This window comes from Dyadobacter sp. CY351 (genome assembly GCF_021502625.1).
Classification (GTDB): Bacteria; Bacteroidota; Bacteroidia; order Cytophagales; family Spirosomataceae; genus Dyadobacter; species Dyadobacter chenhuakuii.
This window is the reverse complement of record NZ_JAKFFU010000003.1, coordinates 565,525-590,637: the sequence shown is the minus strand read 5'-3', so window position 1 is coordinate 590,637 and position 25,113 is coordinate 565,525. Positions and strand designations below refer to the sequence as shown.

Here is a 25,113-nt window from a genome sequence, read left to right as displayed (position 1 = left end):
GGAAGTAATTTCCGGGCGTTTTTAATGTATTGATCAGCATCTGATTCCTAGTTCAGGTTTTTAGGGACTTCATTCATGTTGTACCAGGCTTCGGTGCTCCATAAATTGTTGCCACTCTGGCTGATGATGGTTTTTCTGTTCAAATGAATATAAACCATATGTTTGCTCTTCATGCCCGTCAGCTGTAATGTTGCCTTCTTGCGATCCGGGGAAACCTTTACCGATTTCACAGCGAGGTCTTCTTCGTCCAGCTTCGGGCCGCCGTAATCGCCGGTAGGTTTGAACCACCATTGGCGGATCTGGTAGTCGGCTGCGGTTTCGCCCACGCCTTCTTTCAATGGTTCGGTGAATTCAATTTCCACACCGTCCGATTTGGCTCTTACGGCCAGCATTTCAAAAGCAACTTTGTTATTGAATGTCAGCTTTTGGAGTCCGTAACCTAGTTTTCCAGCGTGTCCCCAGTTACCTGTGGAACCCACACCGCCAATGTAAAGGGAGCCGTCCGCGCTCCACACTAAGCGGTTAACACCAGCTTCCAAGCCTTGCGTAAACCGGAACACAGCGCCCTGGTAAGCGCCGTTTACTTTTTCAGCAAATACGCGCTTGATCCCGCCGTGCGTAACGTCGCCATGGATCATTTGGTTTTGGTAAGGTCCCACATTCAGTCTGGCAGGCTGGCTGGGCGAGTTGCCGATTTCATCCTGCGTAAGCCACACCACCGGCGGCGTTTCTGTTTTGTTGGCGGTTCCTTCAAAGTCCACCGAGCGCGAGCCGTACCAGGCGCCTTCCTGCAAGTGAATGATCTTGTTGGCAGGCAGCCAGTCGCCCTGGTTATCGGCGATGAAAATTTCGTTGTCAACGCCCAGGCCGATGCCGTTTGGCGTCCTTAAACCAGATGCTGCAAATGTGAATGAGCCGTCTTTTTTAGAAATTTTCACGACTTTCCCCCGATCCGGGATCTGCGGCTTGGTGCTGGCACCGCCGGGATTGATGGCGGTCGCCAATGTTCCATAAAAATAACCATCCTTATAAACCAGCCCGAATGCAAATTCGTGGAAGTTGGCAGAAACTTTCCAGCCATTGCAGATGGTCTGGTATTCATCGATGAGCTCATCATTATTCAGGTCGACCAGCTTGGTCAGTTCCTGTTTTTGCATAATGTAAATCTCGTCATCCACCACTTTCAGACCCAGCGGCTCGGCGAGTCCGTAAGCAATGCGTTTTACTTTAATGTCGTTCGGCGCTGTTGCTTTGCGGCCATCAACAATGTAAACAGATCCTAATGAATCCCAGGTGCTGACCACCATTCTTCCATCAGCCAGAAAATCCATTCCGCCGACTCTTGGCTGGAAATTATCAGGGCGGGCCTGCGCCAATGTAAAGCTTGGGTGCACAGCAACAAGTGGCGATTTGTCACCCGGAATGTCTTCTTTTTTGACGTCTACCGGTGTCTGTCCGGTTCTTTTGATGTCAGCTCCTTTATAGGTAAACACGCTTGGCGGCACCACCACAAATTCCTTGGTGCCATAAGGCCGCCATTGAAGCGAAAGCCCCTTGCCAAATGCGCCCTGGTAATATTCTACTTTAAAAGGATGCTTACCTGGTTTGAGAATAATCTCGCCGTCGGTGGGTTGCAGGGGGTGGTTAACGCCATTGTCGATCACCATTTTACCATCAATAAAAAGCTTTCCACCATCATCACAAACCAAGCGGAAAACAATGTTGGTCGTCTTTTTAATGTTGATATAACCGCTGGCAAAAATGGCAAAGTTGTCTTTCAGATCTCCAAAATCCTGCTCATCGAGATGCAATGCATTGATAGATCCTGATTTCACAGGCAGCATTTCATCATTAATTTCAGGAACAGCTCCTATGCCGCTTGAAAACTGGTAAACATTGACAGCGATACCTGGTTTTTCCGTCGCAGTGGCAACCTTGGCAGGAAAGATGGATTTGAGGACGATCGGGTAGGCGGGCCTGGGCATTAGTTTGCTGGCAGCTTGCGCTCTTTCTTTTTCGGCATCCAGTTCAAGAATATAGGAGACCATTGTTTCGGCATCCTCTTTTTTGAGATCCGGGTGCGGAGACATGGCGATCTGTCCCCAGTTGCCTGCGCCTCCTTTGATCACTTTGGTAACCAGCGCATTTTTTTTGTCATCATTGTTTTCGTAGCGTTCTGCAATGGCTTTGTAAGCCGGGCCAACGGTCTTAACTTCCTGATTATGGCAGGTGTTGCAGTCGCTTTTAGCGAACAAACCCGCCACCATTTCGGCTTTGCTTTCCTGCTGGGCCGTTTGTGGCTGCGCTGGTTTTTTGGTCAGGTTTACAGACAATGTGGTTTTGCCATTGTTGTTCAAAACCAGCTTTCCATCTATCGCTTTAAATGCCTGATTCCCGGCTGTTTCCTCGCGTTCATTGATCACTGAAAACCGGCCGTCCGTTTTATAGTCGGTGGCAGCCGTCAATGAATTCCAATGTACATCCAACGCAATCTGAACACCCGAAGGTGCATTAGCAACCGTAAACACGCGTTCGAATCCGGTTTTGCCATTTTGCGCATCAAAAAACTCAGGTTTTTCTTCAACTGAAATCTTTTTGCCCTGGTAATCCAGGTCATATTTCAATGTTACCTGGTTGTTCAGAATGGCGTGGCCTTTGTAGCTGATCTCCGGTGTAACTTCCTTGCCATCAATGGTTAGCCGCCAGGGATTTTCATCGGGCTCTTCCATATACGTGGTTCCCTGGGACACGGGCTGCGGGCCGTGGGATGAGGTGTAAACCGGGCCGCCGAAGTTGATTTTTCCGGCCCAGGCTTTGTATAAGGAGGCTGTTTTGGTGTTGTAGGCGAGCCATAGATTGTCGTGCAATGCAATGCTGAGAATCCGTGGTCGGGCGTCCAGAACGGAGCGCAGAACCCACGCTTCGCGGGGGCGTTTTACATCAGAAAAACCAGCAATAGTTGCTGGCTTTGGTGTGAAAGTAGTGGCAGGGCCACGGTAGGCGGAGCCAAGCACTGCAAGAAGAATTGCAGCGCTCAACCCAGCCAGGCGTGGTCCGACCGAAGGTTTTTGAAATTTCATTTAAATTTATTTTAGTAACCTGGATTCTGCTTCAATTGCGGCGAAGAGTTCAACACATTCTGACCAATCGGGAAAATTTCCGTGTGGTTGTCCGCATCGGGTTTTTTGTCCCACCAGCTTCCCGTGTTAAACACGCCCCAGCGAATCAGATCCGTTCTTCTGCGGCCTTCTGCCAGGAACTCGCGCATCCATTCGTCCAGCATTTCCTGGTCGTTAAGCTCGGCGCCGTTGGCTTTGTAAAGGCTTGGTGAGCCCGCTGGATAATTGCGTTTGCGGACTGCATTCAGCAATGTTGCAGCAGCAGCCTTGTTACCAGCGCGGTATTTACATTCGGCCAGAGAATAATAGATCTCGGCAAAACGGATCTCCGCATAGGCCGAGGAAATCTTGTTCTGGTCGTCGCTGGGGTAGTAAGGATATTTTACCGGATAAAGGCCCGAGTTGTTGTCTCCATTATTCATGTTGGAAACCTTATCGGCGATCTTCGTTCCTGGTTTTGCATCCAAAAATTTACCCACCTGATCACGCAGGAACAGCGGGTAGGGGCCTTTGAAACCTTTCACTGTGTCCGCTTTTCCACTCGCATTTTTGTAAGGCAGGTAACCGTACAGGAACATCCCCTCACGCTTGCTGTTGCCCAGGTTTTTGTATTTTTTTAAACGCAGGTCATCCTTGTATTTCTGGAATTTGATAAATGGTTTTCCCAAAGTAAAGCTGTACTCCACGCTGTCCACATCGCGGCCTGGCTGCATGGCATATTTCGGGTTAGCATTGCCAAAATCGGTGAATCCGAAATAGCTCGGTGCCAGGTTAGGAAGCATCCAGAAATACATGCCGCCGTCATACTGCCAGTGCGTTTGTGCAAAGCTGCCCGGGAAACCGAACATGGTTTCTTTCGAAGTCGGGTTGGTGTAATCAAATGGAGCATCCCAGCGCGTTTCGAGTGCATAATCGCCATATTTGCCATCGATAATTTCCTGCGCCATCGTCTCACAATCTTTGAAACGATCGGTTCCGGTGTAAACTTTGGCATTGAGATACAAACGAACCAGCAATGCAGCCGCGCCGCCTTTGGTCCAGCGTCCCGATACATTGTTACCCAATGTGGTGTTTGTCGAAAGCTTCGGAAGGGCCTCTTTCAATTCCTGCTCTATAAAAGCAAATGCTTCCTGCGGAGGAACCTGCAAGCCTCCTTCGGTCTGGCCTTTAACTTTGGTCACAATAACAATGTTCCGGTAAAAATCCAGCAGGCGAATGTTCAGCCAGGCACGAAGCACTTTCAGCTCGGCAATCATTCCATCCAGCTCTTCACGCGTCATGTCAAATTTCGAGGGGTCCGTAATGCCTTCCAGATCTTCCAGCGAGTTGGTCGCCAGGGTTACACCGCCGTAGAGCGCGTTCCAGGGATCGCTTGTGAAGCCGTCCTGCGCAGTCCAGGTGTGGTAATGTACACGCTGGAACTGACCGCCGTCGAACCAGTCGCCCTGGCGGTTGATGGTCATCATTTCGTCGGAACTGTTTTCCTGCAGCATGAATGTACTGCCGCCCTGGATGCTCCAATAGCTGTGCTCGAAAGCTCTCAGAAAGTCACGGGTAACGTCGTCCCGCGTTTGCAGGAAGTTTTCGGAAGTGATCCGGTCGTATAATTCTTCGTCCAGATTGGTGCAGCCCGCCGTCACAGACAGCAATGCGCAGGCAGCGAACCGGAGGATGTATTTTGATATGTTATGCCTTTTCATTTTTGGAATTTAATCGGCTAATTAAAATGTAAGTTGTAATCCCAGCAGCAACTGCGTGGTGGCAGGATAGTAGTTCAGCGTACCGCCATTATCGCGGTTGGTAGCCACACCCGGGTAAAGTCCGTTCACCTGGATCAGGTCAGGATCGCCGCCCTTGAACTTGGTAAATGTGGCCAGGTTCCTTGTCGTCGCATAAATGCGCGCCGACTTCATGAACTTGGCATTCAAAGGCTGGGTATAGCTCAGCGTAATGTTGTCCACTTTCAGGAATCCACCCGGTTCCAGGAAATAATCGGATAGGGAAGAATAAGTCGATGTGCTGGTCAGCTTGGAGTATTTACCGCCATCGAATGCAGAGGTCAGGAGGTTCACGTTTTGCTGAGCGGCTGGTGTGCCCAGGTAAAATGCATACGTGTTGAACAGCTTGTAACCGAAAGCCCCGCGCAGAAATACAGTCAGGTCGAAGTTTTTATAGCGGAATGAGTTGGTAATCCCGGTTGTGAACTTAGGAAGCCCGTTTCCTACAATTTGCTTGTCATCGTTATTGGCCTCGTTAGCAGGGATAATGTCACCGTTTTTATTGTACACCAACAGTGCACCGGCATCATTTACACCCGCCGATTTGAGCGCGTAGAAATTACCGATCCGCTGATCTTCCTGCAAGCGCTGGATCGTTCCCGGACTGCCCGGCGCAGGCATGCCTACCACATCCACGTAAGTTTGTCCTTTGTACAGGTCATTGGAGAAAGACACAAATTTATTGTCATTGAATGCACCCGTTGCACTGATGTTATAGCTGAAATCCGCTTTGTTCACCACCGCTGCACTCAACTGCAATTCCAGACCGCTGTTCCGCATCGTGCCCACGTTCGCAAAGGTTTGTCCCTGAATGTTGGGCGGGTTAGGCACATTGTAGTTACCCAAAAGATCTTTGTTCTGACGCACATAGTAATTCACGCTACCCGTGATCTTGCTGCTGAAAAGCTCAAAGTCAACGCCCGCATTGAAGTTGATCGCCTTTTCCCAGCGCAGGTTATAGTTGGTGTTCTGGCTTGGTCCCCACACCTGGTAAGAGTTTCCGTTGTAAGGATAGTAACCATAGCCGCCGTAAGTATCCAGCGACAGATAGTTGCCGAAATCCTGGTTACCCGTTTCGCCGTAGTCCGCACGCAGTTTCAGCTCGTTCAGCCACGGAAGGTCTTTCAGGAAGCCTTCCTGCGTGGCGCGCCACGCAAAGGATGCGGCCGGGAAATAACCCCATTTGTTATCATATCCGAACTTTGAAGATCCCTCGCGGCGAAGGCTGGCAGAGAAGTAATATTTCTGGTCAAAATCATAGTTCACACGTCCGAAGAAAGCGATCAGTTTGGAGCTGTTTTTGTATGAACCAACACCATTAACGCCCTTTTCCAGGTTCCATAACCCGGTGCCCAGGCCATTGTAAGTCAATACATTGGATGGGAATTTTTCATTACCCGCGCTGAATCCGGATTCCATAAAATGCTGGAACGAATAACCTGCAAGGAGTTTCACAGAATGCTTTCCTTTGTCCAGGTAATAATTGCCCAGCCATTCGAAGCTTTTCTGGTCTTTTTCTTCCAGTCCCTGCGAAGCGGTATTGCGGCCGTTTCCGTTAATAACAGGCGTAATGTTGGAAGGCGTAAAGTTCATGATGCGCTGCGACAGGCTCACTTCCCCAAATGTCACGACCGTATTCAGGTTTTCCAAAATGTTCAGTTTCACAGAACCGTTCAGGTCGAGCGACTTATGCTCACGGTCTTGCAGCACGTTTTTAGCCCATTCCACAGGATTGTTGGCAAAAAAGCCAGAGTTAATGTAGCTGTATTTACCGGTGGAATCTCTCACGCCCTGCGTAGGATTGAGTGTCAGTGCATAATTGAATGCGCTGTAATCGGCTTCGCTGATTTTCGCGTAACGCGGCGCCACGCTGAACGTCAGGGCAAGCAGGTTATTGGCAGTGGTGTGGTTAATGTTCACCCGGCCGCCGTATTCTCTCTTTCCGGAACGAAGGTCAATTCCGTTTGCATCGCGGTAATCAACAGATGAAAAGTAGTTGGTTTGCCCGTTACCGCCCGAAAACTGCAATGTATGCTTGTGCGAGAATGAGGGCTGACGGCTTACTTCTTTCAGCCAGTTGGTGTTTCCGCCAAAATCGAACCCGCGCTTGTTGGCCAGGAAATCGTCTTTCGAAAGCACCGAAAGCTGGTTGGTCAGGTAATCAAAAGTCGTGTAGCCATCATAGAAAAGGCGCGGTTCGGAAGAGCCTTTTTTGGTGGTGATCACAATCACCCCGTTGCTTCCCCGTGTTCCGTAAATCGCCGAAGCCGCACCGCCTTTCAGTACGTCGATGGATTCGATCTCATTCTGGTTGATGTTGTCGATGTTACCACCCGGAATGCCGTTGATAACGAACAAAGGTCCAAGACCAGCGCTGCGGGACGAAGCACCGCGAAGCTGGATGCTTGGCGACGAGTTCGGATCGGCAGTGGATGTGTTGGTGATCGATAACCCGGCCACTTTGCCCTGGATGGACATCAGCGGGTTGTTACCGCCCACACGCAACAGGTCCTTGTCGGACAAGTGGGTAATGGCGCTGGAAACTTCTTTTTTGTTCAAAGATCCGTAACCGATCACGACCACTTCATTCAGCGTTTTCTGGTCTTCCAGCAATGTGACATTCACAGTCGATTTGTTGGTAACATCCACGTCCTGAGCCAGGTAGCCAACGCTTGATACGGTGATTGCTTTTGCTCCTGCCGAAAGTTGTAAGGTGAATTTTCCCTCAGCGTCCGTCGTAGTCCCGTTGGAAGTTCCTTTCTCAATGACTGAAACACCCGGCAGAGCGCCTTGTTTATCACTGATTTTACCCGAAATTGAGGTGCCGGTCTGAGCCTGTGCTACACCGGACATGGCACAGATAATGCCCATAAGCATCGCCATCGTGGTCCTCACAGACCAGCGCATGAGCGCCTGCTTTTTAGCAACCTGTGCCAGTTTGTACAAATTATTTTTCATTAAAATTGTTGGTTAAATTGGAATTTGAAACTCCCCGACTTGTTACTATCCAACTAAAATATTGGACTTATTTAAAGTGGTGCGAATTTCCTGCTTTGCTGATTAACCGAATGATCTGTGAGTCTCAATTTTAGATCAATTCGTCTCAACATGATGTTTTATTAATTACCAATGATTTTGCAGGGATATATTTATAAAAATGTTTAACAAGTAAGGGTCGGCAGCAAAGCTGACTTTGTACGGATGCCTGGGTGAAAAAGCTGCTCTCTACGTTCTGCTTCGTGTTTTTGTGTCTGGCTTGTCTGGGTCAGGAAGCGCCGTATTATTTCAAAAGCTACAAAGTTTCGGACGGCCTTTCCGGCAATGCCACCGGAGACATTATCCAGGATAAAAAAGGCTTCATCTGGATCGCCAGCCGCAACGGACTGAACCGTTTTGACGGGAATTCTTTTAAGATTTTCAGGAGCAAAGAAGGCGATTCCACCAGCCTGGGCAGCAACTCAGTTTTCTCAATTTCCGAAGATCAGGACGAGAAACTTTGGATCGGGACGCATAAGGGCGTTTATATCTATAATCCTGTTTCGGATCAATTTTCGGTCTTCAAATTAATCCCGACCGGAGAGGTGCGCATGATCCGCAGCGACCATGACGGCGGAGTCTGGATCATTTCCGATAATCAGCTTTACCGGTTCGATTCCAAAACACGAAAAGTAAAAGCACTTCCCGATGCGGCCAACACGGTGGCTATACACGTCTCAGCTGACGGAAAAGTCTGGGCAACATTCAGCAATGGCATTATCCGGCGTTATCACCCTGGACTGGGCACGGTTGCCAAATACGATCTTTCCGGCCGTGTGAATGAGATATTCTCCAACATGCGCGTGCATTCCGTTTCGGACTCCACCTTACTGGTTGGTAATATGAAGCGGTTGTTGCTCTTTAATTACAGGATAGGCAACATTACCGACATTTCGCAGGAGACCGGCCAGAAACAGGACATTTACATTCATACATTCTTCCAGAACGGCAAAGACGAATACTGGCTGGGTTCAGAATCCGGGCTCTTTATTCTTGATTTGAAAAAGAATAAAATGAAGCAGATCGTGAAGGAGAAATACAACCCTTATTCGATCACGGACAACATTATCAATGCTATTTTCAAAGACCGCGAAGGTGGGATCTGGGTAAGCACGCAGTTTGGCGGCGTCAATTATTACTCGTCTGAATTCAACCGTTTTCAAAAATACTTCCCGCAGCCCGGCAACAGCATCAGCGGAAACCTGATCCACGAAATGGTGAAGGACAAATACGGAAAACTATGGATAGGCACTGAGGATGGGGGTTTGAACCAGCTGGATTTGCAAACGGGAACATTCAGATCATTTCTGCCTGACGGCAAGCAGGGAAGCATTGCATACCGTAACCTGCACGGGCTGGTCGCTGACGGCGACGAACTGTGGATCGGCACTTACGAGCACGGCCTGGATGTGATGGATCTGAAAACCAATAAAGTAATCCGCCATTACACCACCAGCATGCCCAACACTTTCGGGAGCAATTTTGTGGTGACACTTTATAAAACGAGGGCAAATGAAATCCTTGTCGGAACGTGGTCGGGCTTATTTAAATACAATCGCAGTACAGATGATTTTGCACCGATGACCTTTGTCAATACGCAGGTCCAGAGCATTCACGAGGATAAAGAGGGAACATTATGGGTGGCCAGCTACGGCGGCGGGATTTTTTATTTTAATCCGAAAACAGGAAAAAAAGGCAGGATTCAGTATGATGCCGGCAAAAAAGGCGGACTGCTCGACAACTACATCAACAGCCTTTATCAAAGCAAAAATGGCGACTTCTGGTTCTGCACCGAACATGGACTATCTCGGTATAATGCTGTTACGCGGCAATTCAAAAATTACCGCATTGAAGATGGCTTACCCGATAATCAGGTTTTCAGGGTTTTGGAAGATGATATGGGCAATTTCTGGATCTCGACTTCACGTGGTTTGTCGATGCTGAATGTCAAGACTGGAAAGTTTACCAATTACAATGAGGCGAACGGGCTGCTCAGCGAACAGTTTAACTACAATTCTTCTTTCAAAAATGACGACGGAACGCTGTTTTTCGGCACAGTTGCCGGGTTGATCAGCCTTAAACCGGCTTTATTTAATAAAAATACGTACGTGCCGCCGGTGTACATTACGGGCATCCAGGCCAATAATCAGGAGCTGCACATTGGCGGTAAAAATTCGCCGCTCACCGAATCACCGATTTATACGGGTGGGATCAAGCTGCCTTATGATCGTTCGAGCCTCAGTTTTGATGTAGCAGCGCTCAGTTATGTGATCCCGGAAATGAACCATTACAAATACAAAATGGAGGGGCTTGAACCGCAGTGGATTACATTAAGCAACAGCAAAAAAATCTCATTTTCAAAACTCCCGCCGGGTCATTATGTGTTAAGGGTAATGGGGTCGAACAACGATCAGGTGTGGAATGGCCGGGAAGCCAGGCTTAACATTGATATTCTGCCGCCGTGGTGGGCTACGGGATGGGCTTACATGTTGTACGGCACCATTGTGGCCGCCATCGGCATCACGGTTTTCCGCTATTATCACCTGGCAATGGGCGAAAAGAACAAGCGCGAGATTGAAGCCATTGAAATTGGCAAAGAACGCGAGATTTATAATGCCAAAATTGACTTTTTTACCAACGTTGCCCACGAAATCAGAACGCCGCTGACGCTTATTAAAATGCCGCTGGACAAGTTGCTGGCCGACGAAAATGCCGGTGCAGAAACATTTGAGAACCTGAACATGATCAATAAAAATACCAATCGCCTCATTGACCTGACCAATCAGCTGCTTGATTTCAGGAAAGCGGAGGCGAATAATTTTAGCCTGAACTTTACCAAAACTGACATTAACGAGCTCCTGAGCGATGTTTTTTCGACGTTCCGGCCAGCAGCCGAACAGAAGAATCTGGCTTACAACATGGAGCTTCCCCGCATTACACTGAATGCCTTCGTCGACATTGAAGCCTGCAAAAAGATCATCAGTAACCTGATTAACAATGCGATAAAGTATGCCGATAACTCGGTTAAGGTAAGGCTTCTGCCATTCAGCAGCGACGACCTGCTTTTCCATATTGAGTTCACGAATGATGGCCTGATCATTGGGGATGACGAGAAAGAGAAGATTTTCGAGCCGTTTTACCGGGTTGAGGCCAGCCAGAAAGAGGAGGGGACCGGCATCGGTCTCCCATTGTCGCGCTCGCTTGCCGAGCTCCATAAAGGCAGTCTCGAACTGAAACACCGGGATACGCTTTCGAATACATTCCTGCTTTCGCTGCCGATCCATCAGGATTATGAAATGGACCTGAAAGGGGTGAATGAGGAAGTTTCAGCTGATTTTCTAATAACAAACGAGCAAAGCGAAGCCGCCGATCCGGCCCGGCCTGTGGTCCTGATCGTGGAGGACAATGTTGAAATCCTCGGTTATCTGAGCCGGGAGCTGAGCGGTTCCTATCATGTCATGCGCGCGCTGGACGGTCAGCAGGCTATCGAAATTTTGCAGCATGAGAACGTCCACCTGGTGATCAGCGACATTATGATGCCCGTTATGGACGGCATTGAGTTGTGTAAAAAGATCAAAAACGATGTGCAGTTCAGCCACATTCCGATCATTCTCTTAACCGCCAAAAATTCGATCAATTCCAGGATCGAGGGGCTTGAAGTGGGCGCGGATGCCTACATTGAAAAGCCGTTTTCACTGGATCATCTGGCTGCGCAGATCACCAACCTGATCAACAACAGGAACATTATCAAGGAATATTTTGCGCGCTCGCCGCTCACCCACATCCGGGGCATTGCGTTCTCGACGGCTGATAAGCAGTTTTTGGAACAATTAAATACCATTATAGGCCAACGGATCGCGGACACCAACCTGGACGTGGACCTGCTTTCATCCCTGATGAACATGAGCAGGCCTACATTATACCGCAAGATCAAAGGCATTTCGGACATGACACCGAATGAGCTGATCAACCTGTCGAGGCTGAAAAGGGCTGCTGAGCTGCTCGCTGAAAACAAATACAAGATCAACGAAGTGGCCGATATGGTCGGATACAGCATTCCTACCAACTTTTCGAGGGACTTTCAGAAACAATTCGGTATCAGTCCGTCCACTTATGTTCACGAGCTGCGCGGTCGTCATGTTTGAATTTAGCGACTAGGATCAGCTTACTGACCTATTTTTTCAAAATCCCTTTTTCCACGCTTTCATTGATCAGTTGCTCGGCATACTGCCAGATCGATTCGGAACCCTGCTGAATGACCTGCTTTTTGGCATACACCTTTTCATAACTGACGCCGAACTCGGCCCAGGTGCCGCCGTTATTGGAAGTATTTTGAAGCAGGGGTTCCAGGCGGTCCATAGCCCGTGCAAATTTTGCTTCATGGGTTTGCCCTTCCTCAAACTCTTCCCAGATTGCGATCAGCTCCGTCGCCTGCTCCTCAGGCAATAAACCGAAGATCCGGTTTGCAGCCAGTCTTTCTTCGTCGGTGTTGGTGTGGTTTTTCTGCGCATCATAAATAAAAGTATCACCCGCATCTATCTCAACAATGTCGTGGATCAGAAGCATCTTAACAACCCGGAGCAGATCAATGTCGGAGTTGGCATGCCCGGCCAGGATAATGGCCATCAGCGACAGGTGCCAGCTGTGTTCGGCGTCATTCTCATTCCGGTCGCTATTGAAAAGCTTCGTTTTGCGGAGGATGTATTTAAGCTTATCCACTTCCTTAATGAACTCGATTTGCTTTAACAGGCTGCTGGTTTCCATTTATGAACATTAAAAATTAGAATAAGTGATTGAATGTGTGCTTATTTCCCCTCCGTCACCTGCCGGATGACGCGCAGCCAGTTCAGGCCGAGGATCTTTTTGATCCGCTGGTCGGTGTAACCTAGTTTTTGCATAGCCATGGTGATCTGTGGGAAGTCGCTGATGTCTTTGATTTCACGGGGCAACTCGGGGCCGCCGTCCAGATCGGACCCCAACGCTATGTGGTCTTCACCGACCAAATTAACTCCATAGTCAATGACCTTAGCGAGCTGGTCCACATGCATCCAGTATTCGTCTTGAATGGTCCCATTGAAAGTGAACGGCAACTCACGCGCAAATTCCTTGTCGACTTCTTCAATGGTTTGATTCGTATTCCGGACGCTCAGGATGCGTGGTATTTTTGGCTGCGGACTCGGCTGCACTTTGACCGGATTGTTCGGTTTTTGCCAGGCCCAGTATTTCGGGTTATTGAAAAGGCTGCCGAAGTGCACGCCGATAACGCCGCCTTTTGATGCAATTGCTTTTGCCGCTTCGTCTGTAATGCAGCGCGGATGATCAACAATCTTGTGAAAACCGCCGTGGCTGTAAATGACCGGATGCCGACTCGCCGCCGCCGACTGTATAATGGCATCATTAGATGCATGAGCTACATTAATGACCATGCCGAGATCGTTCATTTCCCTGATCACCGCTTTTCCATGTGCGTTAATGCCGCCCCAGGTGTACACGTCATTGCAGGCATCAATAAAAGCATTTGTAGTGCTATGCGCAGTCAGCTGCATGGAGCGTAAGCCAAGTTTGTAAAGTGCGCGCAGCAGATCCAGGTCGCCGTGCAGGTCGTAACCACCTTCCAGGTCCAGGAATGCGGCTATTTTACCCTTTTTATTAATACGCTCGATGTCGGACGCATTAAGCGCGAGCTCGATCAGTGCATGGTTCTTTTTGATCTGGTCCAGCGCAAGGTTTACGACACGAAAAGTATTTTTGATCTCAAACCTTCCCGGATAATAGTTTTCAGGGGTATAAACCGAAAAAAACATCGCGTCCACGCCGCCTTCTTTTGCCCGGGGAAGATCCACCGTACCATCCTTGTAACGTTGGCCAATGTCGGTTTTCAGGATCAGCTCGCGGCTCATTACATGCGTATGCCCATCCATTACAAACGCATCCCGGTGCAGATCGGGCAATGAAGTATGCTGTGAAGCAACAGCCGGCTGCTTTAATAAAATATCACCTGCCGCGGGTAAAAGGGTCAGGCTTTTGATAACGTCTCTACGATTCATTGTTGTGTTGATTCGGTCATTCACTCATTCACTCATTCACTCATTCACTCATTAATTCAGTCATTCACTAAACCCCCGCATATAAGGAACATCCGGCGGTCGCTGGCCTGTGCTGAACTGCGCTCCGCGTGTGGAGCGGTATCGCATGTTCATAAATGGCGTCTCAATGCGGCGCCCTACGGCTGAATATTTGCCGTTTTCCCAGTTGGATTCCATATTATAAGCAGTGATGCCGGTTGACAAAAGCAACCGTTCGGCATTGAATGGTTCTTTTCCGGTCACCATCATTTCGGTAATCCAATGCGGCTGTGCATTGGACGCATGATATTGAGAAAACGGGCCGGGCCAGTCTAGCATCGACATAATGGCTGGTTCGTTACGACCTTCAATGTCCCCGGCAAAAGTCCAGCCCACACCCTGGCCAGAATACACTGCTGCTTTTGTGCCATCATTGTATTCAATGATGCAGACATTCGGTTTCCCGATCTCCTGAAAGTGTCCCTGTTTCAGGTCAAAGCTTTTACGCACCGATTCCAGCAATGCGGCCGCCCAGGGGTTCTGTTCGGTCCACTTCCACGTTTCCGGGCCGCGAATGCATTGTACTGACTTTACGCCAGTTTCGCCACCCTTTCGTCGCTCAACAAAAGCCTGCAATACATCTACACAATGAAAAAGGGCACCTTCATCGGGAGCACCGCCGATCACCACCGATGCTTTCAAAGGCGTGTCTATATCAAGTTCTATTTCCGGCTTGCGGAAGTATACCGGTATGGAAGAGCCGCCGGTGAGCGGGAAGTTCAGTTCACGGGATTTATCGAACATCCATTTGGCTTCGTCCCAACTGTAAGAAAGGTGTTTGTCATTAAAAACCGGCACAGAGCGCTTGCTCTGCTCAAAAACCCGGATCACTTTTTCATAGATCCACCAGCGCGGCAGGAGCCATTGTCCTTTGAGATTGGTAGGATATTCTCCCTGCTCGCCCACGATCACCACGCCATCCACTGCCAGTTCCTTTCCGCCCAGTGTAACCGCTTCGCCGGCTGTTTTGAAAATCGGAATGTTCTTGGCCTTGCATATTTTTTGGCCGAGTAAACTTGTATCAAACTGGTGGATATAAACGGATACAACTTCTACCCGCGAGGGAGTGTGAGCACCTTGCCACCAATAGCCGTCGAGCAGCTTGGTGATGATCCAGTCGGCGTGCGACCTGGTGGCGCCCCAGTATGTAACGAGGCAGGCAATGCGTGGCCGTTTTGGTGCAGCGTGCGTGGCCGCGCCGGCAGGAAAGCCCGTTAATGCGGTCAAACCGGCCATGCCGGTTATTCCAAGCATTTCACGCCGGGTCATGGATAAGTCTATTTTCATGGGTTTAGTGATTTCAGGATAATATACCTCCAAAGCGGCTTAAAATGCAAATAATGATCGAAAACTTAGGGATACGACCAGTGGGTAAAAATTTTTTTACACTTTATTTCGTCCACATTTGCACGGATAAAATATTTACATAATATTTGTCTATTAAGTTAGTAGAGTAATCTTATTACCACCAGTAAGATCTCGCATTAGATATTCGCTTTTGAAGAAAAGTAAATATTTAAACCTGCATTCATGGAAGCCTCCTCGGCCTAAGTGGATGCTGAAAAGTAATTCCCATAAAAGTTGATAACAAGCTTTGAAGACCCATGCGGTCTGTTCAAAAGACAGCTATATCCGCTTTTATCGATTCTGATAGACTATTTAATCTATATACTAAGGCAAATATTTCATTACTTAAACGACTCGAATGTATGTTTTTTACAAAACAGGAGCCATCGCCCGGTAAACAGGCAGGTCGCCTTATCAAAACTGCGACAACTGTGGCTATGCTGCTTTTTACCCTGGCCGGTTACAGCCAGCAGCAGGGTCAGGGGAAGGTTCAGGGCAATGTGACCGACGCTGGCGGAGAAGGGCTGCCGGGCGTTAATATTCATTTGAAAGGGACCAATATCGGGACCACCACCGATGCGAAAGGCGGATTTAACATTGATGCTGAGGCAGATGCAGTCCTTGTTGTCTCGTACATCGGCTATGCGACGCAGGAAGTAAAACCGGGTAACAAAGGCAAATTGTCCATCACCCTGGCATCCGATCAGCGCCAGCTGAATGAGGTTGTGGTGGTGGGATACGGCACGCAGGAACGTAAAAATGTGATTGGTTCCATCACAAAAGTAGATCCTACGGATGTGAAAAACATTCCGGCGGGGAGCTTTGATGCGCAGCTGCAAGGCAAAGTGCCGGGCGTACAAATCACATCCAACACGGGCGTTCCCGGCGAAGCGGTTACTGTCCGCGTGCGCGGGGCCACTTCCATCAATGGTGATAATGACCCATTGTATGTGATTGACGGCGTATTTATGAACAGCAACAGCATGCAGACCATAGGAACCGGTGGGAAAGCAACTTCACCGATTGCCGACATTAATCCGAATGACATTGAAAGCCTGGAAGTCCTGCGCGACGCCGAAGCCACGGCACTTTACGGCTCGCGCGGTGCGAACGGTGTAATCCTAATCACCACCAAACGAGGCAAATACAACCAAAAAGCAAAGGTCAGCGTGAATGCTTCCTATGGCCTTGCCAAAGCGGAAAAACTATGGGACCTGACCACCGGCCCGGAGCACGCACAACTCGTGAACGAGTGGTGGGTCAACACCGGAAAAGATACGCCATCCTTAAACCGGACAGAGGTGAACAGACCATTCCGACCCGCTTCCGAAGGCGGCCGTGGCCTGCCCGAAGAACAGAAAACGTATGACAGACTAGGCGAAATATTCCAGACGGCACCCGTCCAGAACTACGATTTGTCCGTTTCGGGGGGGACGGCAACAACGAAATATTACATCGGCGGAGGCTACAACAGCCAGGAATCGATTTTGAAACCGATCAATTTCAACCGCGCCAGTTTCAAGGTTAACCTAGATCAGAAGATTTCGGACAAAGTGCAGATTGGGGTGAGCAACAGTTTTGCCCGCACATTCCGTAACCAGGCACGCGCCGGCGATGGCCCGGCGGGCGGGCTTCTGCAGGCTGCATTGCATACGCCTACTTATTTGTCGCCAACCAATGAAAACGGTGAGCTCGTGGGCCGGGCCGGATTTGACAATGTTAGCCTGCTTTTGCAGCATTACGATGTCAAGTCTGTGAGCCTGCGATACATTGGCAACCTGTATGCGGAGGCTGATATCCTTCCTAACCTCAAATTCCGCACAAGCTGGGGATTGGATTACAACAATTATGACGAAAATGAATACTGGAACACATTCCTCATTTCCGGAAGCCCGAACGGGCTGGCAACGGCAAACAATGGGCAGGCTACGACCTGGATTAACGAGCAAACGCTTACTTACCGACAGAAAATCGGCACCAAACACAGCTTCGGCATCCTGATCGGTAACACCATTCAAAGCGATCTGAACACCGGAACAACCTCAACAGGACGTGGTTTTGCGAGCAATTCTTTCAAACTGATCTCTTCCGCAGCTACAACTACGGGCTCCAACAGCTGGTCTAAAAAGAACCTTGCATCCTTCTTTTCACGGGTCGACTACAATTACGGCGGCAAATATCTGATCGATTTCAGCATTCGTGCGGATGGTTCTTCCAGTTTTGGTGCGGATAGGAGATGGGGTTATTTTCCTTCGGTGGGTGGAGCATGGCGGGTTAAGCAGGAGAATTTTCTCAAAAATGTGGCCGTGCTAAGCGATTTGAAAATCCGCGCAAGCTATGGCGTTACCGGAAATCAGAATGGTCTGGGCAGTTTTGCAGCATTAGGCCTTTGGGGCAGCGGCTCTCCTTACCAGGGCAATCCAGGCATTGCGCCGCAGCAACTTGCTAATCCGGATCTGCAATGGGAGCGGACCAGCCAGTTTAATGCGGGTGCAGACATTGCCTTCTTTGGCGACAGGCTTGGTATCGAAGTGAATGTTTACAGCAAATACACCAGCAACGGCCTGCTATCACTCACATTGCCTGCCACAACCGGTTTTGCCAATTATCGCAGCAACACGGCCGAGATCAGCAACAAAGGATTTGAGCTGGCGATCCGTTCGGTGAATTTCCAGAACAATACATTTTCCTGGACTACGAGCTTCAATGTTGCCCGAAACATCAACAAGATCGAAAAGCTGGAAAATCCGCTCGAATATGGCAGCCGCAGCCTGATCCTGTTACAACAGGGCCAGCCGCTTTATTCCTTCTGGGTTTACAAGCAGCTGTATGTTGATCCGCAGACAGGCAACACGGTTTATGAAGATGTTAATAAGGATGGCAAGATCACCGTTGCCGACCGCCAGATCAACGGCAGCATATGGCCTAAATTTTTCGGCGGACTTACCAATAGCATTACTTACAAAGGGTTCGATATCAATGCTTTCCTTGCGTTTCAATATGGGAATAAGGTTTATAACCATAACAAATTTTTCGGCGAGGGCGGCGGTGCGCGCGATGCGGCGCGGATCATTTTTGCCAGCAATAACGACCGCTGGCAAAAGCCCGGCGACATCACGGATGTGCCCCGCCCGGATGGTGTGAATGTCAATAACTATCGTGATGGCGGAAGTCGCTGGCTGGAAGACGGGTCATTTATCAGGCTGCGTTCGCTTGCCATTGGCTACACGATTCCGGTGCGCGGGATTTCTTCACTGCGCCTTTACGTAACGGGATCCAACCTTTTCACGATCACAAAATACACTGGTCTGGATCCTGAATCGAGCTCTTCCAGTGCGCAAAATGAACAAGGCATTGACCTCGGCACACCGCCGCAGCCCAGAAGCGTTCTGGTTGGCGTTAACCTGACATTCTAAAATTTACCCACATGAAAGCATTTAAACATACCACCGTACTCGCGTTTTTGCTGCTCCTGACATCCTGCGACCAGTTCCTGGATGTGCAACCCAAAGCATCCATTTCCGATCAGCAAACCATTGTCGACAAAGCGTCTTCGGAAACTGCTCTGAACGGAGCATATGACTCATTCAGAAGCTATTATAGCGTAAATCTGCAATCCATCGGCTATTTATCAGGTGACAACATTCAATGGACTGGCTCGCAATCACAGGTACAAGAGTTTATCAATCACCGGGTTAATGCCGAGAACCCGACTGTTTCTTCGGTTTGGACAGGCATTTACAGCATGCTCAACCGGGCGAACCACGTGCTGGATAAAGTCCCTGCGGTGCAAGATCCTTCATTGAGCGAAGCGCAACGAAACAAGATCATCGGAGAGGCTTATTTCCTCAGGGCGTTTGCCTATTTCGATCTGGCGAGGATATGGGGTGGCGCGCCGATCATTACCAAGCCTACCTTAACGCCACAGGACAACCGGGGCATTGCGCGCAGTTCGCAGGAAGAAGTTTATGCGCAGGCACTAGCTGACCTGAATGCCGCTGAACCGCTTCTTGCGGAAACAACGGACCGTTTCCGGGCCACGCGCAAAACGGTGTGGGCGCTGAAATCGCGGTTTTATTTATACCAAAAAGATTACGTAAAGGCAGCTGAATATGCCGACAAGATTATCGCCGATGCAGGTAACTATCAGCTTGTGAAGCCTTACAATGCATTTTTTGCCAATGATGCCAGGGGGACAACCGAATCGGTGTTTGAGATTTTTTACAATATCAATGAAACCAACAGCCATCGCGGACAATGGCAGCCTCAGGAAAAAGGAGGAACGCGGCAGTGGGCGCCTAATGACGCTTTTGTAGCATTGGCCAATGATCCGAAAGTCGGTGGAAACCGCAGCGCGCTGGTGGCCAAAGACAACCAGGGAAGATGGTACGGAAACTTGTATTACCGCAGCCCGGCCACGGACCCGACATTCGTGATCCGCATTGCAGAACTATACCTGATCCGCGCTGAGGCAAGGGCGCAGACGGGAAACCTCACGGGCGCTTTGGCCGATCTGAATGCAGTGCGTGAACGCGCCGGGATCGCAAAACTCACCGCCGCAAACAAGGCTGCATTGCTGCTGGCAATCGAAAATGAGCGTCGGATCGAATTTGCCCTGGAACCCGACCGCTGGTTCGACCTTGTGCGCACAGGCAGGGCCACACAGGTCCTGAACATCACCGACGAAAGTAAGTTACTGCTTCCGGTGCCCGCCGAACAGCTTCTGATCGACAAAGCATTGAAACAAAATCCAGGTTATTAATCCAAAATCAAAACCTTATGTCCAGCGCAGCTATTTATGAAGCCCAGGTCCGCTCCGGCGGGGCCGTGGCTTCTGCTCCCGGTGAATGGAAGCCGTTTGAAAAAGTGTTATTCCGCATTGCATTCATCTATTTTGTCATTCAATGCGTTCCGCTTGACTGGAAATTCTATCGCCAGGTTTTTCAGATAAACTGGCTCAACCTTACTTATGGGGATATTTTCGAGCTTTCGAGATATCAGCCGCGCTTTTTCTCCGGGCCGGACACTTGGGCCAACTGGGCGGTGATCTTACTGATCGCGATTGTGGGAGGCATTGTCTGGGGCAACAGGGATAAGGACAAGAAAGAATACAACCAGCTCTATTACTGGCTGCGCGTAATCGTCCGTTACCGGCTCGCGGCGGGGTTGATAGCTTACGGTTTTATCAAATTTTTCCCTTTACAGGCGCCGCCGCCTTCCCTGAGTAATCTGAACACGGCTTACGGCGATTTTAGCGCATGGAAATTATTTGCATTAAGCCTGGGCGTAGTGCCTGATTATCAGTCTTTTCTGGGTTTGGTTGAATTGGCCGGCGGTTTGCTCTTACTGCACCGTCGCACCACCACATTGGCCACGCTGATCATTATTCCGTTTACGGGCAATGTGTTTATTTCAAATCTCGCATATGAAGGCGGGGAGTACATTTATAGTTTTTACCTGATTGTATTGGCATTGTTCCTGTTTGCTTTTGATGCCAACCGGCTCAATAATCTGCTTACCCTCGGAAAGCCGACCTTTCCGAACCGTTTCAAACCTGTTTTTTCTCAAAATAATATCAAACAGGCCCGCATTGCTTTTAAGGGGGCATTTGTCCTGTTTTTCGTGGTCATTTATGGTTATAAAAGTTATGCAGGATATCATAATTATTCCTATCAATACCCAACCAAGCCAGGGTTAGCCCAGGCCGCCGGACTTTATAATGTTGAGCAGTTTGTCCTCAACGGCGACACGCTTGCTTACTCGCCGCTCGATCCGGTAAGGTGGAAAGATGTTGTTTTTGAAAACTGGGCCACATTAAGCATCCGTTCATCGCCACCGGCAGTGATCGATTCGGCCAATGTGGAGCACATTGATTTTGATGACGCCAGGCGGAACTACGAACAGTCAGGATCAGGAGGCAGACATTATTACAGCTACGAGCATGATCCGGCATCAAAAACATTGAAGCTGACCAACAAAGTAGATGCTTCGGACCGATTGACATTGCATTACTCCCGGCCCGATTCAACAACGATCCTGCTTTCGGGGGTGGGTAAATCAAACGACTCGCTGTATGTGGCTTTGAAAAAAATCAATAAAAAATACTTGTTCCAGGAAGTTCAGAAAGTGGGACGCCGGGGAGAATTCAAACTTTAATCATTGGTCAAAACCGAATCGAATATGTTGTCAACGATCAAATTAAATACAGCAACAGAATTGCCCGTGGTTGAAGAGTCCAGGCCTGCGGACGTGCAACCCGACGAGCGTGGCGAATCAGCAAGATGGCCCGAGTGGCAGAAAACGCTGTTCCGCATCGCTTTTGTTTTCTTCATCGCCATGAGCATTCCGAACAGTGCAGAATGGTATACAGCGCTGTTCAATTTTGAATGGACGCGGCTGCATTACCGCGATGTGTACGACATTGCCAGGTTCGGCAGCGGTCTCGATATCTTCGGCCGCACCCTGTTCGGAAGTCCGCTTAACGGTTATGCCACCTGGATCATCACATTCTTTGCTGCAACGGTCGTCGGGCTGATCTGGACGGGGATAGACCGGTTGCGCAAGCCCCAGCCCGCCAATTACAATCAGCTTTATTACTGGCTCCGGGTGGTGGTGCGTTACCGGGCGGGGATCGGCATTATTGGCTTCGGTTTCACCAAATTGCTGCCTACACAGATGCCATACCCTTCGCTGGGGTTGCTGAATACGAATTTCGGTGATTTCACATTGCAGAAGATTTACTGGCTTTCGGTCGGCATTGTTCCCTGGTACCAGGTGTTTGCGGGCGTTGTAGAACTTGCCGCCGGGATCTTACTGTTTTTCAGGGGGACAACCACATTGGGCGCTATACTGCTGCTGGGCGCATTAGGGGATATTGTTTATGTAAACTTCGCATACGACGGCGGCGTGCATGTTTACAGTTCCTACTTCGTGCTGCTAGCCGCGTTTCTACTAATCAAAGACACCCCAAAACTCTGGAACCTCATCGTCCTAGAACGCTTCACAGCCCCAAACAACATTTACCCGTTCTTTTCAAAGACCGGAAAATACATACGATACGCGTTAAAATTTGGTGTATTCGGCCTATTCCTCGTGCATTTATTTTATTTACAATACGTCAATTTCAAATACGATCCTTATAAGCAGCCATCCACTGCCGGGGTGAAAACATTGCGTGGAAATTACAATGTCACAGAATTCAAAATCAATAATCAAACCATTCCGTATTCACCCACAGACACGCTTCGGTGGCAATGGGCTACTTTTGAGAACTGGACTACGCTGACTTTCAAGGTGAACAAGCCGCAACCGCTGGACCTTTCCAATGGCGGCGGCGCGCCGATGCGCGACATCGGCCGCACATTTGAACTTACGGGTACGGCCGGAGGGCAGCGGGTTTATCATTATCTTGCAGATACCATTGCGCATACATTGTATTTAAGAGATAAATATGCGAAAGGCGGCGCCAGGGACGGAGTAGGGCAGGAGCAAAAACCGCAACCAAGCCGTGCTGAAAAGGGCAAAGAGGCGCGGGGCGAAGGCGATCGTGCGGATAAAAACTGGATCAGCAAAGCCGCGCTGGCGCGTATCGGAGATGAGAATAAAATGATCGATCCTATTGCTTACTCAGCCCGGCGCGATAAGGAGTTTGCCGCAAAGCCCCGCCGCGGCAAGCGTAACCGAATGATTTTGAATTACACCACACAAGACGGCTCTCGCGTGATTTTAAGCGGGATTAATGAAAATAAAGATTCGATTTACGTAGTTCTGGACAGGGTTAAGAGGCCTTACGTTCTGGCAAAAAGTACATTAAATGCGGGAAAATACGATTAGATACGACATATGGTCGATCCTGGCCATGCTATTGCTGGTAGCCGCTGTGAAGCGTGAAAATCATTTTGATAAAACTGAAAAAAATGCCGGCGACACCCTCGACTGGCCTAAAAGCTTCGGCTTCGGCAGAAAAGCTTCTGCAATACAAATTGCAGCATGGGACATTGACATCTCGCCCGACGGAAAGGGATTGCCTGCGGGCGAGGGCAATGTGTTACAGGGCAGGGAAATCTATGCATTAAAATGTGCAGCCTGCCATGGAGCGACCGGAACCGAAGGTCCTAATGACCGCCTAGTAGCAGCGCCGGATTCTGCCGGCAAAAGCACAGGCGCCGCAAGTGATGCCAGGCGCACAGACACAAGGCGGATAAAAGCGATTGGCACTTACTGGCCATACGCCACAACCGTTTTTGATTACATCCGCCGTGCTATGCCCTTCAACCAACCCGGTTCCCTGACCGACCAGGAAGTGTACAGCCTGACTGCTTTTTTGCTTAATGCCAATGGGTTATGGGATGAAAAAGTGACATTGAATGCTAAGAACCTGCCAAAAGTTAAAATGCCGGCAAGAAATAACTTCGTCCCCGACGACCGCACGGACGGGCCGGAAATCAGATAATAATGGATAAAAGAGACGATAAGAACGGTTCCGCAGGAATCAAGATCAGCCGCAGAAATCTCCTTGCCGGGGCGGCTGCGGCCACTGTTGTGCTGGTGCAAACTGCACAGGGGAAGGCGTTTCAGGCAGCGCTTACCCAAGCCGAAAGCATTACCGACAACCCTGCCAAAGTCCCCGGTGTGCCTCCCGGGACATTAGGGACGAGGTCGGCATTTGAAAAGCCGCTCAAGACACCATCGGACACTTCTTCGCGCACACCTTTACAAGATTTATACGGCACTATAACACCTTCTGACCTGCATTATGAGCGCCATCACGGCGGCGTTCCGGCCATTGATCCGTCCAAATACGAACTCGTCATTCACGGCATGGTCGATAAGCCAATGGTTTTCACCCTGGCTGATCTCAAACGTTTCCCGTCCGTGTCGCGGACTGCTTTTCTGGAATGTTCGGGCAATTATCGCGGCAGTAATGACGGCAAGCTCCGGCCGCAGGAGATTTGCGGGCTCGTAAGCCAGAGCGAATGGACGGGCGTGAAGCTCTCGACCTTGTTTCGGGAAGTAGGTGTGAACCCTAAAGCAAGCTGGTTCCTGGCCGAAGGAGGCGATGCCGCAGTGATGACACGCAGCGTTCCCGTCAGGAAAGGATTCGATGACGCCATCATTGCATATGCGCAGAACGGCGAGGCTGTGCGGCCCGAGCAAGGTTATCCGGCAAGGCTTTTCCTTCCGGGATGGGAAGGGAATGCAAGCGTTAAGTGGCTGCGCCGCATAGAGCTTTCGGACGCGCCATTTATGACCCGTGAAGAAACTTCCAAATACACAGAAACGGTTGGCGGCGGAAAAATAAGGCAATTCAGCTTCACCATGGATGCCCGGTCTGTGATCACTTACCCGAGCTATCCGGCAAAAGTAGAGGCCGGCTGGATCGAGATACGCGGCATTGCCTGGAGCGGTCGCGGCAAAATCGTGCGGGTGGAAGTAAGTACGGATGCAGGAAAAAGCTGGAAAACGGCTGCATTACAGGAACCCGTTCTCGACAAAGCTATAACGGCATTCCGGCATCTCTGGCAATGGGACGGCAGACCCACCGAGATCATGAGCCGCGCCGTAGACGAAACGGGCTACGTCCAGCCCTTCCTAAAACAATTATTAGCAGCACGAGGCGGCAACATGGGTTACCATTTCAATCCCGTAACAGCCTGGTATGTGCAAAAGGACGGGCAGGTCTTGTTTAAAGCAACTTGATTATAGGAC

General features: G+C 49.6%; 13 protein-coding genes. 7 read left to right on the top strand and 6 right to left on the bottom strand.

Going from position 1 to position 25,113, the window contains the following annotated elements; genetic code table 11:
• Window positions 1-47 precede the first annotated feature (47 nt).
• The 3 genes from L0660_RS07965 to L0660_RS07955 are packed head-to-tail and all read right to left on the bottom strand — an operon-like array spanning window position 48 to window position 7,855.
• On the bottom strand, window positions 48-3,080 hold the full coding sequence (locus L0660_RS07965) for a PA14 domain-containing protein (protein WP_235159003.1): 3,033 nt from the start codon (window positions 3,078-3,080) through the stop codon (window positions 48-50).
• An 11-nt stretch (window positions 3,081-3,091) separates the two neighbouring features.
• Window positions 3,092-4,819, bottom strand: a complete 1,728-nt coding sequence (locus L0660_RS07960; protein ID WP_235159002.1) for a RagB/SusD family nutrient uptake outer membrane protein — start codon at window positions 4,817-4,819, stop codon at window positions 3,092-3,094.
• 21 nt (window positions 4,820-4,840) lie between these two features.
• Window positions 4,841-7,855: a SusC/RagA family TonB-linked outer membrane protein gene (locus tag L0660_RS07955; protein WP_233798667.1), complete on the bottom strand. Its 3,015-nt coding sequence runs from the start codon at window positions 7,853-7,855 to the stop codon at window positions 4,841-4,843.
• 251 nt (window positions 7,856-8,106) lie between these two features.
• Here L0660_RS07955 and L0660_RS07950 point away from each other — a divergent pair, with 251 nt between their 5' ends.
• Window positions 8,107-12,078 (top strand): two-component regulator propeller domain-containing protein, encoded by a 3,972-nt coding sequence (locus L0660_RS07950; protein WP_235159001.1) that lies wholly within the window; start codon window positions 8,107-8,109, stop codon window positions 12,076-12,078.
• Between the two features lie 28 nt (window positions 12,079-12,106).
• Here L0660_RS07950 and L0660_RS07945 read toward each other — a convergent pair whose 3' ends face one another.
• Genes L0660_RS07945 through L0660_RS07935 form a run of 3 tightly spaced genes read right to left on the bottom strand, consistent with a single transcriptional unit; the run spans window position 12,107 to window position 15,345 of the window.
• Window positions 12,107-12,697: an HD family hydrolase gene (locus L0660_RS07945; RefSeq protein WP_235159000.1), complete on the bottom strand. Its 591-nt coding sequence runs from the start codon at window positions 12,695-12,697 to the stop codon at window positions 12,107-12,109.
• A 41-nt stretch (window positions 12,698-12,738) separates the two neighbouring features.
• A complete protein-coding gene (locus L0660_RS07940) occupies window positions 12,739-13,980 on the bottom strand; it encodes a dipeptidase (protein WP_235158999.1) in 1,242 nt (413 codons plus the stop codon).
• Between the two features lie 60 nt (window positions 13,981-14,040).
• Window positions 14,041-15,345 (bottom strand): hypothetical protein, encoded by a 1,305-nt coding sequence (locus L0660_RS07935; protein WP_235158998.1) that lies wholly within the window; start codon window positions 15,343-15,345, stop codon window positions 14,041-14,043.
• A gap of 497 nt (window positions 15,346-15,842) precedes the next feature.
• Here L0660_RS07935 and L0660_RS07930 point away from each other — a divergent pair, with 497 nt between their 5' ends.
• From L0660_RS07930 to soxC, 6 genes are read left to right on the top strand one after another with little or no spacing between them, the layout of a single operon-like run.
• A complete protein-coding gene (locus tag L0660_RS07930) occupies window positions 15,843-18,821 on the top strand; it encodes a SusC/RagA family TonB-linked outer membrane protein (RefSeq protein WP_409013388.1) in 2,979 nt (992 codons plus the stop codon).
• A gap of 11 nt (window positions 18,822-18,832) precedes the next feature.
• Window positions 18,833-20,167 (top strand): RagB/SusD family nutrient uptake outer membrane protein, encoded by a 1,335-nt coding sequence (locus L0660_RS07925; RefSeq protein ID WP_235158996.1) that lies wholly within the window; start codon window positions 18,833-18,835, stop codon window positions 20,165-20,167.
• Window positions 20,168-20,184: 17 nt separating this feature from the next.
• Window positions 20,185-21,561, top strand: a complete 1,377-nt coding sequence (locus L0660_RS07920) for a DoxX family protein (protein ID WP_235158995.1) — start codon at window positions 20,185-20,187, stop codon at window positions 21,559-21,561.
• A gap of 24 nt (window positions 21,562-21,585) precedes the next feature.
• The gene (locus L0660_RS07915; protein ID WP_235158994.1) at window positions 21,586-23,238 is read left to right on the top strand and encodes a hypothetical protein; all 1,653 of its coding nucleotides are present in this window, start codon (window positions 21,586-21,588) and stop codon (window positions 23,236-23,238) included.
• Entirely contained in the window at window positions 23,219-23,857 is a 639-nt protein-coding gene (locus L0660_RS07910; protein ID WP_235158993.1) for a c-type cytochrome, read from the top strand. Before L0660_RS07915 ends, L0660_RS07910 begins: the two co-directional genes overlap by 20 nt.
• A gap of 2 nt (window positions 23,858-23,859) precedes the next feature.
• Window positions 23,860-25,104: a sulfite dehydrogenase gene (gene soxC / locus L0660_RS07905; protein ID WP_235158992.1), complete on the top strand. Its 1,245-nt coding sequence runs from the start codon at window positions 23,860-23,862 to the stop codon at window positions 25,102-25,104.
• Window positions 25,105-25,113 lie beyond the last annotated feature (9 nt).